Source organism: Streptomyces sp. R21 (assembly GCF_041051975.1).
Classification (GTDB): domain Bacteria; phylum Actinomycetota; class Actinomycetes; order Streptomycetales; family Streptomycetaceae; genus Streptomyces.
In genome coordinates, this window is record NZ_CP163435.1 from 3,663,411 (window position 1) to 3,676,555 (window position 13,145).

Sequence of the window (13,145 nt, forward strand, 5' to 3'; positions counted from 1 at the left end):
GTGTCAGGCTCCGATCGTGCCATGCGAGTCTGACAGTTAAGGTCGCAGGCGGCCCATCAGCTGCATGTACTAGGAGAGGTCACAGGGGATGCTCAGGCTGGGCAGGCGTGAATTCGACGCGCACGAGCCGGTGATCATGGCGATCGTGAACCGGACCCCGGACTCCTTCTACGACCAGGGGGCCACCTTCCGCGACGAGCCCGCCCTCGCGCGCGTGGAGCAGGCGGTCGCCGAGGGCGCCGCCATCATCGACATCGGCGGGGTCAAGGCCGGTCCGGGCGAAGAGGTGACCGCCGAGGAGGAGGCGCGGCGGACGGTCGGCTTCGTCGCCGAGGTGCGGCGCCGCTTCCCCGACGTGGTCATCAGCGTCGACACCTGGCGGCACGAGGTCGGCGAGGCCGTGTGCGAGGCCGGGGCCGATCTCCTCAACGACGCCTGGGGCGGGGTGGATCCGCGGCTGGCGGAGGTCGCCGCGCGGTACCGGGTGGGGCTCGTGTGCACGCACGCCGGTGAGTCCGAGCCTCGTACGCGCCCGCATCGGGTGACGTACGACGATGTCATGGCCGACATCCTGCGGGTCACCCTCGGACTCGCCGAGCGGGCCGTCTCGCTCGGGGTGCCCCGGGAGTCCGTGATGATCGATCCCGGGCACGACTTCGGGAAGAACACGCGGCACAGTCTTGAGGCGACGCGGCGGCTGGGCGAGATGGTCGACACGGGGTGGCCGGTGCTGGTCTCGCTGTCCAACAAGGACTTCGTGGGCGAGACGTTGGACAAACCGGTGAAGGAGCGGGTGGTGGGGACGCTGGCGACGACCGCGGTGTCCGCGTGGCTGGGGGCGCAGGTGTACCGGGTCCACGAGGTCGCGGAAACCCGGCAGGTGCTCGACATGGTCGCGTCCATCGCCGGGCACCGGCCTCCGGCGGTTGCCCGGCGCGGGCTCGCCTAGCGGCGGGCCGACGGGCCGGGGGCAGGGGAGCGCGTTTTTCGCCCCCTCCGCCCCTACCCGTCCCGTTGTCCTGGGGGCTGCGCCCCCTCTCCCCCGCTGTCGGCCTGAACGGCCTCGTCCTCAGGCGCCGGACGGGCTGAAACGACTACCTGCCCGCCTCCTTCGACACCAACGCCACCGCCTCGTCCACATCGTCCGTCAGGTGGAACAGGAGAAGGTCCTTTTCGGAGGCCTTGCCCTGGGCGATGAGGGTGTTTCTGAGCCAGTCGACCAGGCCGCTCCAGTACTCCGTGCCGAAGAGGACGATCGGGAAGCGGGTGACCTTCTGGGTCTGGACGAGGGTGAGGGCCTCGAAGAGTTCGTCGAGAGTGCCGAGGCCGCCGGGCAGGACCACGAAGCCCTGCGCGTACTTGACGAACATCATCTTGCGGACGAAGAAGTACCGGAAGTTGAGGCCGATGTCGACGTACTGGTTCAGGCCCTGCTCGAAGGGAAGCTCGATGCCGAGGCCGACGGAGATGCCCTTCGCCTCGCAGGCGCCCTTGTTGGCGGCTTCCATGGCGCCGGGGCCGCCGCCGGTGATGACGGCGAAGCCGGCCTCCACCAGGCCGCGTCCGAGCTGAACACCCGCGTCGTACTCCGGGGAGTCCACCGGTGTGCGGGCCGAGCCGAACACGCTGATCGCGGGCGGGAGTTCGGCCAGGGTGCCGAAGCCCTCGATGAACTCCGACTGGATGCGCAGGACCCGCCAGGGGTCGGTGTGCACCCAGTCGGAGGGGCCGCCCGCGTCGAGGAGACGCTGGTCGGTGGTGCTCGACTGCACCTGGTCCCGCCTGCGCAGCACGGGGCCGAGCCGCTGCTCCTCCGGTGGCTGCTTCGAGCCCTCGGGGTTTCCGGTAGCCATGTGCGCTCCCTCCGCTCGGCGATGGTTCCTCCCCAGCGTAGATCCACGCGGGTTACGGAGGGGGGACGTGAGCATGTCCGCCATGAACCGCCGCTGCGCACACCGGGGTCAGGACGTCAGCCAGGACCGCAGCTTCTCCTCGGCCTGCGGGATCAGGGAGGCCTGGACGCGCTCGTCGACCTTGTGGGCGAGGAGCGGGTTGCCGGGGCTGTAGTTCACCGCGGGCACGCCGAGCGCGCTGAAGCGGGCGACGTCCGTCCAGCCGAACTTGGGACGGGCCACGCCGCCCACGGCCGCCATGAAGGCCGCGGCCGCGGGATGGTCGAGACCGGGGCGGGCGGCGCCGGTGTGGTCGTCGACGACGAACTCGTCCACACCGCAGTCGGCGAAGAAGTCGCGGACGAAGGCCTCGGCCTCCTCCTCGCTGCGGTCGGGCGCGTAGCGGAAGTTGACGACGACGGTGCACGCGTCGGGGATGACGTTGGTGGCCACGCCGCCCTCGATGCGTACGGCGTTGAGGCCCTCGTGGAACTGGAGGCCGTCCACGACCGGCCTGCGCGGCTCGTAGGCGGCCAGCCTGGCCAGGATCGGGGCGGCCGCGTGGATCGCGTTGGAGCCCATCCACGCGCGCGCGGAGTGCGCCCGCTCCCCCTTGGTCCTCAGGAACACCCTCAGGGTGCCCTGGCAGCCGCCCTCCACCTCGTTGTCGGTCGGCTCCAGGAGGACCGCGAAGTCACCCGCCAGCCAGTCGGGGTGGGCCTCCGACACATGCTTCAGACCGTTGAGGTGTCCGGCGACCTCTTCGTTGTCGTAGAAGACGAAGGTGAGGTCGCGGTTGGGGGCGGGGACGGTGGCCGCGATGCGCAGTTGGACCGCGACGCCGGACTTCATGTCGCAGGTGCCGCAGCCCCACAGAACGCCGTCCTCGTCGAGGCGCGAGGGGACGTTGCCCGCGATCGGGACCGTGTCGATATGCCCGGCGAGAATCACGCGCTCGGCGCGGCCCAGGTCGGTGCGGGCCACGACGTTGTTGCCGTAGCGGTCCACCGTCAGGTGCGGCAGGGCGCGCAGCGCCGTCTCGATCGCGTCCGCGAGCGGCTTCTCGCTGCCGCTCTGAGAGGGGAAGTCGACGAGCTGCGCGGTGAGCTGCGCGGCGTCCAGCGCGAGGTCAAGCGGGGTATCGGCCATGGCCTCGACCCTAATGCCCCGGGCCGCCGGGGCCGGTTTCCAGGGTTGTCCACAGGGCCCGGGAGCGCCGACAGCGCCCTCCAGTACCTTGTACGTCGTGCCAGAGCCGTCACCCTCCTCCTTCCGGCGCGGCCGCCTCCTCCGTTCCGGGGCGGCCGTCGTGGTCCTGCTCGCCCTCGCGGGCTATCTCGCGGTGCAGTACGTCACCGGTGGCACCGGTGCGCCGCGCTGCGAGGTCGTCTCCGGCAAGGGTGACGGGGCGTCGTTCGAGTTCGCGCCGGAACAGGCGGTGAACGCGGCGACGATCTCGGCGGTCGGCACCGCGCGCGGCATGCCCGAGCGCGCTGTCACCATCGCGCTCGCCACCGCCCTCCAGGAGTCGGGACTGCGCAACATCCAGCACGGCGACCGCGATTCGCTCGGCCTGTTCCAGCAGCGGCCCTCGCAGGGCTGGGGCACGAAGAAGCAGATCATGGACCCGACGTACGCGGCGGGTGTCTTCTACGAGCACCTGGCCAAGGTGACCGGCTACTCGCGGCTGCCGCTCACGGTCGCCGCGCAGCGCGTGCAGCGCAGCGGCTATCCGCAGGCGTACGCGAAGCACGAGCCGGACGCCACGCTGCTGGCAGCGGCCCTGACCGGCCGGGCGGCGGCCACGCTGACCTGCGACGGGAGGCCCGGCGCCGACCCGACCGGCGGCGCGGACTCGGTGCGCGCCGCGCTCGTACGGGACTTCGGGCGCGATGTGCTGCAAGAGGCGGGCGCGGAAGTGGGCGCCGGGGCCACCACCTCGCCGTCGCCTTCGCCGACGGGCGCCGACGGCGACGGCCGCACCGTGACCGTCCCCGTGCCCACGGGGACCACGGCCGGGACGACGCTCCGCCAGCGCGGCTGGGAGCTGGCGCACTGGGCCGTGGCCAACTCGTCCGCGCTGCACATCGTCCGGGTCTCGTACGCGGGCCGGCAGTGGACGGCCGGGAACACCGACAGCGAGTGGCGTCGCGCCACCGCCGACAAGTCCGGCAGCGTGAAGCCGGACGCCGAGGTCCGAATCGTCACTGGGCAGTAGTACGGGTCGTCACTCTTCGGGAGTACACGCGCCGTGCCGGATTCGGGCCGTGCGCAGGTTTTCGCTCACTCACTCCCGCATCCGCCGAATCCCTTGAGAACAAAGGGCCGTAAGGATTCGGCAGATTTTTTGACCGGACGCTTTATGCCCGTTTTTATCCGCAGATGATAATGCGACGCATTGCCAACTCTTTACGTTGGCCCGCCGCAACCTTCGCGGGCTTCGAGCGGTAGTCACTGCGTCCGAGCCCGGACGATCAGCACGACGATCGGCATCCGGAATCGGGCACGACCTCGTTCTCTCCCGTCTAAGGAGCATCATGTCCCTCCCCCTGACCCGCCGGATCGCCCGTGTCGCGCTGCTCGTCGCAGCGGGAGCGGCAGCCGGGGTCGGTGCGGCCGGCTCCGCCAGCGCGGCGACCGAACTGCCGGCCGCCCCCAACCTCGGCGGCCTGACCGCCCTGGACGGGGCGCAGGTCGGCAACACCGTCGACGGTGCCGCCCAGAGCGCCACCGGGCTCGCGGGCAACGCCGGCAGCAAGGCGGTCAAGAAGGCGGTACCCGCCGCGGGCAAGACCGGCGGCAAGGCAGCGAAGACGGCGACACCGGCCGCGCAGAAGGTGGCCGGGGACGCGGCCGGGCAGGCCGGTGGGCTGCTCGGCGACACGGCGCAGACCGCGACGGGGGGTGGGCTTCCGACGGACGCGGTGACCAAGGGTGGGCTGCCGACGGAGCAGCTGCCGCTGAAGGGGCTGCCGCTCGGCTAGGCTGCCGCCCGCTTTCTACGGCGAGGGGTGCCCAGGGTTGTTTCCCCGGGCACCCCTCGCTCGTGTTTCCGGCAGCAGTGGCGATCACGCCAGGCGTCGTACCGCCGCCGCCACCCGTTCGTCCGTCGCCGTCAGGGCCACGCGCACGTACTGGTCGCCCGCCGGGCCGTAGAAGTCGCCCGGGGCCACGAGGATGCCGAGAGTCGCGAGGTGGGCGACGGTGTCCCAGCAGGACTCGTTGCGGGTGGCCCAGAGGTAGAGGCTGGCTTCGCTGTGTTCGATGCGGAAGCCGTGGGCGAGGAGGGCGTCGCGCAGGGCGGTGCGGCGGGCCGCGTAGCGCTCGCGCTGTTCGTGGACGTGGGTGTCGTCGCCGAGGGCGGCCACCACCGCCGCCTGCGTGGGCGCGGAGGTCATCATGCCGCCGTGCTTGCGGATCTCCAGCAGGTCGCGCAGGACCGCCGGGTCACCGGCGAGGAACGCGGCGCGGTAGCCCGCCAGGTTGGAGCGCTTGGAGAGGGAGTGGACCGACACGATGCCCTCGTACGAGCCGCCGCACACGTCCGGGTGCAGCACCGAGACCGGGTCGGCCTCCCAGCCCAGTTCGATGTAGCACTCGTCGGAGAAGATCAGGATGCCGTGCTCACGGGCCCAGGCGACGATCCGGGTCAGCTCGGCCTGGGACAGGACGCGACCCGTGGGGTTCGAGGGCGAGTTGAGCCAGAGGAGCTTCAGGTCCGTCGGGTCCAGCTCGGTCGGGTCGTCGTAGGCGACGTAGTCCGCTCGGGCGAGGCGGGCGCCGACCTCGTACGTCGGGTACGCGAGGCGCGGGTAGGCGACCTTGTCGCCCGGGCCGAGGCCCAGCTGCGTCGGGAGCCAGGCCACCAGTTCCTTGGAGCCGACGATCGGCAGGACGTGGCGGTGCGTGATGTCCCGTGCGCCGAGCCGTCGGCCGACCCAGCCCGTGATCGCGTCCCGCAGCTCCGGCGTGCCCCAGACGGTGGGATAGCCCGGGGAGTCGGCCGCGTCGACCAGAGCTTTCTGGATCAGCTCGGGGACCGGATCGACAGGAGTGCCGACGGACAGGTCGACGATGCCGTCCGGGTGGGCTGCTGCGGTCGCCTTGTAGGGCTCCAGCTTGTCCCAGGGGAAGGTGGGAAGCCGGTCGGAGACTGCGGACACGGGGATCACTTTCTGCTCGGGCGCCCCGGTTCTGCTCGGACGCCTGGGGAAACACCGCGGTCCCGTACGGCGATCATGGCGATCTGGCCGTACGGGACCGAGGCGGCGCGGTTCGGGCGCTTGCCGTGCCGCTTACTGGTTCTGCGGCGGCAGTGCCGAGATGAAGGGGTGGTCGCGCTCGATCAGACCCAGCTTGCTGGCGCCACCGGGCGAGCCCAGCTCGTCGAAGAACTCGACGTTCGCCTTGTAGTAGTCCTTCCACTCCTCCGGGGTGTCGTCCTCGTAGAAGATCGCCTCGACCGGGCACACCGGCTCACAGGCTCCGCAGTCGACGCATTCGTCCGGGTGGATGTACAAGGACCGGGAGCCCTCGTAGATGCAGTCGACCGGGCACTCCTCGATGCACGCCTTGTCCTTGACGTCGACACAAGGCTGCGCGATGACGTAGGTCACGCTGTCGTTCCTCCTCGATAGGGCGCTGGCGGGCCTCCTCAGGCTCCGCCGCCTGGCGCGCGGGAGCGCGGCGTCGTCGATGCCCGCCCCTAGTATCTCCGTTCCGGGGCATGATCCGAACAGGAGGGGTGAACTGACCTGTGGAAATCTCTGCGGCCGGCCGCCTTGAGGTCCGTGTCACCACTGCTGACGTGGGTAAACGTGTGTCGGTGCGGCGACTGAACGAAGATGATGAACATGCCGTCAAGGGTGAGAAGTTCACCGACACGGTCGGAGTTCTCACATCATGGGACGACGGTGTGCTGACGATCACACGCCGTACGGGCGAGGTTGTCCGAATTGCGGAATCCACGCTGGTCGCGGGCAAGATCGTGCCGTCCGCTCCGGCGCGCCGCCGGGGGCCCGCCACCTCGTACGAGGAACTGGCGCGGATCTCCGCGCGGGCCTGGCGGCCGGTGGAGAGCGAGCAGCTCGGCTCCTGGGAGCTGCGGGCGGCCGGCGGCTTCACGCGGCGGGCCAACTCGGTGCTGCCGACCGGCGACCCGGGACTGCCGCTGGACGAGGCGCTGACCGCCGTACGGGACTGGTACGCGGCTCGCGGGTTGCCCGCGTACATCCAGACCGCCACCGGGGCCGAGGGCACGCAGGAACTGCTCTGCGCGGAGCTGGAGGCGCGCGGCTGGACGCGTGAGGTGACCGCGGAGCTGTGGATCGGCTCGCTCGCGCCGATCGCGGACCGGGAGGTCGCCGGGGCCCCCGAGGTCGTGCTCTCCCGCGAGGCGGACGAGGCGTGGCTCGGCCGCTACCAGCGCAAGGGGCTCGGTGAGGTCGCGCTGAAGGTGCTGAGGAGCGGGCCCTCGGTGTGGTTCGCGACGGTGCCGGGTGACGAGGGTGGCGCGCCGGCCGCCATCGGGCGGTGCGTGGTGGACGGGCGGTGGGCCGGATTCGCCGCCGTGGAGGTCGACCCGGCGCAGCGCCGCCGGGGACTGGCCGGGGCCGTCATGGTCGCCCTGGCCCGGCGGGCCCTGGACGAGGGCGCCTCGGCGGCCTGGCTCCAGGTGGAGACGGACAACACGGCCGCGCGGGCGCTGTACGCCGGAATGGGGTTCGGGGCGCATCACGCGTACCACCACTACCGCGCGCCGCGGACGCCCGGTGATCGCGCGCCACAGCCGCCCGGCGGCGACCGGTATCGATCGGTGTGAGAGGGCACGAGCCAGCTATGCGTCGTCCACCTCTTCCCCCGGAGCCCGAGCGGGCCGCCGAGTGCCGTCGGCGGTTCGCCGAGGAGGCACGCTCCGAGCGGCCCGATCTGTCGTTGCTGTGCCTGCTGCTGGGGGCGACGGCGGACGGGTCGCTGGACGAGGCGGGGCTCGACGCGGCGCAGATCGAACTGGACGAGCTGGCGGGCCAGTTGCCGTTCCGCCCCGGCGGCCCCCGCTCCTGGGCCATCGCCCTCGCCGAACTCCTCGGAGAGCGCCACGGCTTCGGCGGCTCGCCCGCCGACTACCAGCGGCTGGAGTCGTCGCTGCTGCATGCCGTCCTGCGGCGGCGGCGCGGGCTGCCCATCCTGCTCTCCGTGGTGTGGATGGAGGTCGCCCGGCGGGCCGGCGCTCCCGTGTACGGGGTGGCACTGCCGGGGCACTTCGTCGTCGGCTTCGGTCCCCCGGAGCAGCAGGTGCTGGCCGATCCCTTCGCCGGGGGGCGCGTGCTGACCGGCGGCGACGCGGAGTTGCTCGTGGCGGGTGCCACCGGTGCCCCGCTCGACCCGTCGATGCTCACCCCTGCCGATCCGCTGGACGTTGTCCTGCGGATCCTCAACAACGTCCGGGCGTGGGCTGCGGCTCGGCCCGAGCGTACGGATGTCGCCCTGTGGGCGGTCGAGTTGTCGCTGCTGCTGCCGTCGCATCCTGCCCGGTTGCGGTATGAGCGGGCTCAGCTGCTCGTTCAGTGCGGGGATTTCCTCGGCGGGGCCGCGGAGCTCGACGCTTATGCAGAGGTGGTGGGGGCGGTGGACGAGGCTGCGGCCGAGGGGGTGCGGCGGGCGGCGCACGCTGCGCGGGCCATGCTCAACTGAGCTTGCCGGCCACCCTCCCCTGCCCGGCGGCTACAACCAGCCCTTCTCCCTTGCGATGCGTACCGCCTCTGTTCTGTTGCGCACCGCCAGTTTCTGGATCGCCGTCGAGAGGTAGTTGCGGACGGTGCCCTGGGAGAGGTGGAGGGCCCTGGCCAGTTCGGCGTTGGTGGAGCCGTCTGCGGCTGCGCGGAGGACCTCGCGTTCGCGGTCGGTGAGGGGGTTGGCGCCGCCCGCGAGGGCCGCGGCGGCGAGGGTGGGGTCGATGACCCGTTCGCCGGCGAGGACCTTGCGTACGGCGGCGGCGAGTTGGGCCGCGGGGGCGTCCTTCACCAGGAAGGCGTCGGCGCCGGCTTCCATGGCGGTGCGCAGGTAGCCGGGGCGGCCGAAGGTGGTGAGGATGACCAGCTTGACGCCGGGAAGCTCCTTGTGGACCTCGGCCGCGGCCTCGATGCCCGTGCTGCCGGGCATCTCGATGTCCAGCAGGGCCACGTCCACGTCGTGCGTGCGCGCGGCCTCCAACACCTCGTCGCCGCGTGCGACTTGGACGACGACGTCGATGTCCGGTTCGAGGCCCAGCAGGGCGGCGAGTGCCTCGCGGACCATCGACTGGTCCTCGGCGAGGAGGACCTTGATCGTACGACTCATGCGCCGGATCCTACGGGGTCGCCCACCGCGCCCGCAGAGCCCCGTACCGCGGCCATCGGCACCCGTGCGACCAGCCGGAACCCGTGCCGGACGCGGCCGGCCTCCAGCGCCCCGCCGACCTTCTCCAGCCGCTCGGTGAGACCGGTCAGACCGTTGCCGGGGCCGCCGCCGGAGCCGCCCGACCCGTTGTCCTCCACGGACAGTTCGAGCATCGGGCCGTCGAGGGTCTGGCGGCGGACCAGCTCCACCACGCAGCGCCGGGCCCCGCTGTGCCGTACGACATTGGTGACCGCCTCGCGCAGCACCCAGGCCAGCGCGGACTCGCTCTCCTCGGGGACGTCGGCGAGGTCCGGTTCGGCGGGCAGCTCGGTGGTGACCCCTGCCGCGGTCAACGCGACCTGGGCGCCGGCGAGTTCACCGGCCAGGCGGGGGCGCCGGTAGCCGGTGACGGCCTCGCGGACGTCGACCAGGGCCTGGCGGCTGACGTTCTCGATGTCGGCGACCTGCTGGGCCGCCTTGTCGGGGTGGTCGGGGAGCATCCGGCCGGCCAGCTCGCTCTTCAGGGTGATCAGCGAGAGCGAGTGGCCGAGGAGGTCGTGCAGGTCCCGGGCGAGCCGCAGCCGTTCCTCGTTCGCGGCGAGTTGGGCGACCGTGGCGCGGGCCTTGCGCAACTCGACGGTCGTGCGCACCAGTTGCGAGACACCGGTCATCGCGAAGCCGATGAGCAGCACCAGCAGGACCAGGTCCCACGCGTCCTTCTCCCCGACGTGCAGCCCCACGAGCAGCATCACACCGGCCGTCGCCGGGACCGCCCAGTTCGCGCTCCGCAGCGGGAGGGTCGACCCGCAGGCGACGGAGACGTAGCAGAAGAGGCCGAGCCACGGGGAGCCGAGCGTGTAGGTCAGCAGGACGGCTAGCGCGCCGAGGACGAGGATGTACCCGATGACGAGCCGCCCGGAGAACTGCCTGCTGCCCATGTTCCTGAAGACCAGCGACAGGTAGATCCCGACGAAGGCCGCGAGGCCCAGCCAGCCGGCCACCGTGCCGCCGGTCGTGTGGTGCCCGGAGACCAGATCGTGGACCGGCGCGCTGAGGAAGACGAGCCAGACGCCGATCCACAGGGTCTTGCGCAGGAATTCGCGCCCGTTGCGGGGCGGCTGCCCCATGCGCGTCAGCCGCTCCGTCCGGTCTTCGTCGGAACACTGATCCTCGGTCATGGCGTTCACGCCTTCAGCGTGTCCTTCCGGTACAGCCACGCCGCACCGCCCGTGAACAGGGCGAAGGAGACGGCGAGGATGGCGATGTCCTTGGCGTGCGGGGCGTGGCTCTGTTCGATGGCCTGCCCCAGGGCAGCGTACGCGTGGGTGGGCAGCCACTTGGCGATGTTCTGCAGCCAGTCCGGGAAGGTCGTCGTCGGCATCCACAGGCCGCCGAGCATGGAGAGCCCGAAGTAGGTGATCATCGTGATCGGGCGGACCGCGTCGCCGCTGGCGAGGTAGCCGATGGCTACGCCGAGCGCGGCGAAGACGAGGCTGCCGGCCCAGATGGTGCCGGTGAGCGCGAACCACTGCCAGGCGTCCAGCCGTACGTCCTTCACGGCCGCGGCGACCACGAAGACGATCACGATGGAGGGCAGGCTGATCACGGCGGCGCTGGCGGTCTTGGCGAGGACGTAGCCGCGGCCCGGCAGCGTGGTCAGCCGCAGCTGCCGTACCCAGCCGCTCTCGCGCTCCTTGGCGATGCGCTCGCTGTTGCCCATCAGGACGGCGGTCAGGGCGCCGAAGGAGGCCATGGAGACCATGAAGAAGGTCGGCAGGGTCAGGCCGGTGCCGTCGACCTTGGTGGTGCTGTCGGCGCTGCCCGCGATCAGCAGGAACAGGGCCGAGGGGTAGATCACCGAGAAGAACAGGAACTTGCGGTTGCGCAGGGCGCGGGTGATCTCCAGCTTGATGAGGCTGTTCACTTCGACTCCTCGGCGGCGGTGCGGGTGGCCTCTTCGGCCTCGGTGATGGCGACGAAGGCCTGCTCCAGGCCGAGCCCGGCGACTTCGAGGTTGTGGGGGTAGACGCCGAGCCCGTACAGCGCGTGGACGGTCGCGTCGGCGTCGGTCGACTGGATCCGGACCGTGTGGCCCGACACGTCGATGGAGGTCAGGAAGGGCAGGGCGCGGAGCGGGGTCTCGTCGATCGGACCCGCCAGGTCGAAGGAGACGCGGCGGGCGCCGGCCTTCGCCTTGATCTCGGCGGCGGTGCCGTCGGCGAGGAGCCGGCCCCGGTGCAGTACGAGCACCCGGTCGGCGATGGCGTCGGCCTCCTCCAGGTAGTGCGTGGCGAAGAGCACCGTGCGGCCCTGGTCGGCCTGTTCGCGCATGGTGGCCCAGAAGGCCTGGCGGGCGGAGACGTCCATGCCGGTGGTCGGCTCGTCGAGGACGATCAGGTCGCTGTCGCCCGCGGTGGCGAGTGCGAAGCGGACGCGCTGTTCCTGGCCGCCGGAGAGCTTGTTGACCTTGCGGTCGGCGATCTGGGAGATGCCGGCGCGGGCGAGCACGTCGGTGGGGCGGTACGGCCGCGGGTGCAGATCGCAGGCGAGCCTGACCAGCTCGGCGACGGTGACCTCGTCCATCAGCCCGCCGCTCTGCAGCATGGCGCCCACGCGTCCGGCGACGATCGCCTCACGCGGGCTGGTGCCGAACACGCGGACCGTGCCGCTGTCGGCCTGCTTGAGGCCGAGGAGCAGGTCGAGGGTGGTCGACTTGCCGGCCCCGTTCGGGCCGAGCAGGGCGACGGTCTCGCCGGGGTGCAGATCGAGCGTGAGCCCGTCCACGGCCCGCACGTTGCCGTAGGTCTTGGTCACCTGGTCGAACCCGACCACCGAGCCGGTGGTCCGCTCCGGTGTCGTCTCCGCTGTCGTCGTCATGTGATCCATGGTGGCCGCGGCGGGCCTGCGCCCGTCAGTGCCGACTGTCGCGACTCCGGGATGACAGATGTCATGGGCGATACGGTGATCTTCGTGCGCGGGGTCGGATCAGGGGCGCCCGTGAACCGGCTTTTCTTGTTGGGGGACCCATGAGACTCACCGTGCTCGGCGGCTGCGGTGCCTGGCCCACCGCCGACCGGGGATGCAGCGGCTACCTCGTCGAGGACTCGGGCTTCCGGCTGCTCGTCGACCCCGGCTACGCCACCTTCCCGCGGCTGCTCGGCCACTGTGCCGCCGAGGCCGTCGACGCCGTGTACGTCACCCACGGCCACTCCGACCACTGCGCCGACCTCAACCCGCTGCTGCGGGCCCGCGCACTCGCCGCCGACCCGCCGCCCCCGCTGCCGCTGTACGCCCCCTCCGGCGCCCTCGACGCGGTCCTGGCGCTCGACCGCCCGGGGATGGTCGCGCCCGCGTACGTCCGCAGGGACTTCACGCCCGGCGAGAGCCTCGCCGTCGGCCCGTTCACGGTGGAGACGGAGCCGCTGCCGCACCACCTGCCGAACGCGGGGCTGCGTCTCTCGGCGGGCGGCAGCGTCCTCGCGTACACCGGCGACACCGGCCCGAGCCCCGCGATCGCGCGCCTCGCCCGCGCCGCCGACGTACTCCTGTCCGAGGCGACGTACCCGCACGAGGTCCCCGAGGAGGACCGGCCGTACCTGCTGACGGCCCGTCTGGCGGGGCGGTACGCGGCCGAGGCGGGCGTCGCGCGGCTGCTGCTCACCCACCTCTGGCCGGGCACCGACCCGGCGACCGCCGTACGGGCGGCGGTCGAGGCCTACGACGGCCCGGTCGAGGTCGCGACGACGGGCCTGACGGTCACGTTCTGACTCCCGCTCCGGCACGGGGAGCTTCTGACGCGCCGGGCGTGGACGGACGCCGACTCGTGGATCCGGGCGTACGACGAGAGGGCGCCCGGATCATGGATTCCATGATCCG

The 13,145-nt window shown here is 71.7% G+C and carries 14 protein-coding genes; 6 read left to right on the forward strand and 8 right to left on the reverse strand.

What is annotated here, in order from left to right; translation table 11 throughout:
• Window positions 1-88: 88 nt before the first annotated feature.
• Entirely contained in the window at window positions 89-949 is an 861-nt protein-coding gene (folP, locus tag AB5J56_RS16325) for a dihydropteroate synthase (RefSeq protein WP_369233456.1), read from the forward strand.
• A 145-nt stretch (window positions 950-1,094) separates the two neighbouring features.
• Here the strand turns inward: folP and AB5J56_RS16330 are convergent, their stop codons facing one another.
• Together AB5J56_RS16330 and dapE are read right to left on the reverse strand one after the other, a co-directional pair.
• Window positions 1,095-1,853, reverse strand: coding sequence for a TIGR00730 family Rossman fold protein (locus tag AB5J56_RS16330; RefSeq protein WP_369233457.1), 759 nt, complete (start codon window positions 1,851-1,853; stop codon window positions 1,095-1,097).
• Between the two features lie 108 nt (window positions 1,854-1,961).
• A complete protein-coding gene (gene dapE, locus AB5J56_RS16335) occupies window positions 1,962-3,041 on the reverse strand; it encodes a succinyl-diaminopimelate desuccinylase (protein ID WP_369233458.1) in 1,080 nt (359 codons plus the stop codon).
• 97 nt (window positions 3,042-3,138) lie between these two features.
• On the opposite strand from dapE, the gene AB5J56_RS16340 reads away from it, so the two are divergent.
• Both AB5J56_RS16340 and AB5J56_RS16345 read left to right on the forward strand, forming a co-directional pair.
• A complete protein-coding gene (locus tag AB5J56_RS16340; RefSeq protein WP_369233459.1) occupies window positions 3,139-4,110 on the forward strand; it encodes a heavy metal transporter in 972 nt (323 codons plus the stop codon).
• 319 nt (window positions 4,111-4,429) lie between these two features.
• Window positions 4,430-4,876, forward strand: a complete 447-nt coding sequence (locus tag AB5J56_RS16345) for an ATP-binding protein (RefSeq protein ID WP_369233460.1) — start codon at window positions 4,430-4,432, stop codon at window positions 4,874-4,876.
• A gap of 84 nt (window positions 4,877-4,960) precedes the next feature.
• Here the strand turns inward: AB5J56_RS16345 and AB5J56_RS16350 are convergent, their stop codons facing one another.
• Both AB5J56_RS16350 and fdxA read right to left on the reverse strand, forming a co-directional pair.
• Entirely contained in the window at window positions 4,961-6,055 is a 1,095-nt protein-coding gene (locus AB5J56_RS16350) for a bifunctional succinyldiaminopimelate transaminase/glutamate-prephenate aminotransferase (protein WP_369233461.1), read from the reverse strand.
• A 132-nt stretch (window positions 6,056-6,187) separates the two neighbouring features.
• A complete protein-coding gene (fdxA, locus tag AB5J56_RS16355) occupies window positions 6,188-6,508 on the reverse strand; it encodes a ferredoxin (RefSeq protein WP_365365762.1) in 321 nt (106 codons plus the stop codon).
• Between the two features lie 140 nt (window positions 6,509-6,648).
• On the opposite strand from fdxA, the gene AB5J56_RS16360 reads away from it, so the two are divergent.
• Both AB5J56_RS16360 and AB5J56_RS16365 read left to right on the forward strand, forming a co-directional pair.
• Complete coding sequence (locus tag AB5J56_RS16360) at window positions 6,649-7,713, forward strand: GNAT family N-acetyltransferase (RefSeq protein WP_369233462.1); 1,065 nt, start codon at window positions 6,649-6,651, stop codon at window positions 7,711-7,713.
• Between the two features lie 17 nt (window positions 7,714-7,730).
• Window positions 7,731-8,585, forward strand: coding sequence for a transglutaminase-like domain-containing protein (locus AB5J56_RS16365; protein ID WP_369233463.1), 855 nt, complete (start codon window positions 7,731-7,733; stop codon window positions 8,583-8,585).
• Window positions 8,586-8,615: 30 nt separating this feature from the next.
• Here the strand turns inward: AB5J56_RS16365 and AB5J56_RS16370 are convergent, their stop codons facing one another.
• Genes AB5J56_RS16370 through AB5J56_RS16385 form a run of 4 tightly spaced genes read right to left on the reverse strand, consistent with a single transcriptional unit; the run spans window position 8,616 to window position 12,146 of the window.
• The gene (locus AB5J56_RS16370) at window positions 8,616-9,230 is read right to left on the reverse strand and encodes a response regulator (RefSeq protein ID WP_369233464.1); all 615 of its coding nucleotides are present in this window, start codon (window positions 9,228-9,230) and stop codon (window positions 8,616-8,618) included.
• Entirely contained in the window at window positions 9,227-10,447 is a 1,221-nt protein-coding gene (locus AB5J56_RS16375) for a sensor histidine kinase (RefSeq protein WP_369233465.1), read from the reverse strand. The genes AB5J56_RS16370 and AB5J56_RS16375 overlap by 4 nt, the downstream gene beginning before the upstream one ends.
• Window positions 10,448-10,452: 5 nt before the next feature.
• Window positions 10,453-11,193 carry an ABC transporter permease gene (locus tag AB5J56_RS16380; RefSeq protein ID WP_369233466.1) on the reverse strand — a complete coding sequence of 247 codons (741 nt, stop codon included), beginning with the start codon at window positions 11,191-11,193 and terminating at the stop codon, window positions 10,453-10,455.
• On the reverse strand, window positions 11,190-12,146 hold the full coding sequence (locus AB5J56_RS16385; RefSeq protein ID WP_369233467.1) for an ABC transporter ATP-binding protein: 957 nt from the start codon (window positions 12,144-12,146) through the stop codon (window positions 11,190-11,192). Before AB5J56_RS16385 ends, AB5J56_RS16380 begins: the two co-directional genes overlap by 4 nt.
• 149 nt (window positions 12,147-12,295) lie before the next feature.
• Here AB5J56_RS16385 and AB5J56_RS16390 point away from each other — a divergent pair, with 149 nt between their 5' ends.
• Window positions 12,296-13,036 (forward strand): MBL fold metallo-hydrolase, encoded by a 741-nt coding sequence (locus AB5J56_RS16390; protein ID WP_369233468.1) that lies wholly within the window; start codon window positions 12,296-12,298, stop codon window positions 13,034-13,036.
• Window positions 13,037-13,145 lie beyond the last annotated feature (109 nt).

Excerpts from the sequence above, each read along its gene's own strand:
- AB5J56_RS16370 (WP_369233464.1), bottom strand. The coding sequence starts at position 9,230 with ATGAGTCGTACGATCAAGGTCCTCCTCGCCGAGGACCAGTCGATGGTC.
- AB5J56_RS16330 (WP_369233457.1), bottom strand. The coding sequence starts at position 1,853 with ATGGCTACCGGAAACCCCGAGGGCTCGAAGCAGCCACCGGAGGAGCAG.
- AB5J56_RS16385 (WP_369233467.1), bottom strand. The coding sequence starts at position 12,146 with ATGACGACGACAGCGGAGACGACACCGGAGCGGACCACCGGCTCGGTG.
- AB5J56_RS16375 (WP_369233465.1), bottom strand. The coding sequence starts at position 10,447 with ATGACCGAGGATCAGTGTTCCGACGAAGACCGGACGGAGCGGCTGACG.
- AB5J56_RS16390 (WP_369233468.1), top strand. The coding sequence starts at position 12,296 with ATGAGACTCACCGTGCTCGGCGGCTGCGGTGCCTGGCCCACCGCCGAC.
- folP (WP_369233456.1), top strand. The coding sequence starts at position 89 with ATGCTCAGGCTGGGCAGGCGTGAATTCGACGCGCACGAGCCGGTGATC.
- AB5J56_RS16345 (WP_369233460.1), top strand. The coding sequence starts at position 4,430 with ATGTCCCTCCCCCTGACCCGCCGGATCGCCCGTGTCGCGCTGCTCGTC.
- dapE (WP_369233458.1), bottom strand. The coding sequence starts at position 3,041 with ATGGCCGATACCCCGCTTGACCTCGCGCTGGACGCCGCGCAGCTCACC.
- AB5J56_RS16365 (WP_369233463.1), top strand. The coding sequence starts at position 7,731 with ATGCGTCGTCCACCTCTTCCCCCGGAGCCCGAGCGGGCCGCCGAGTGC.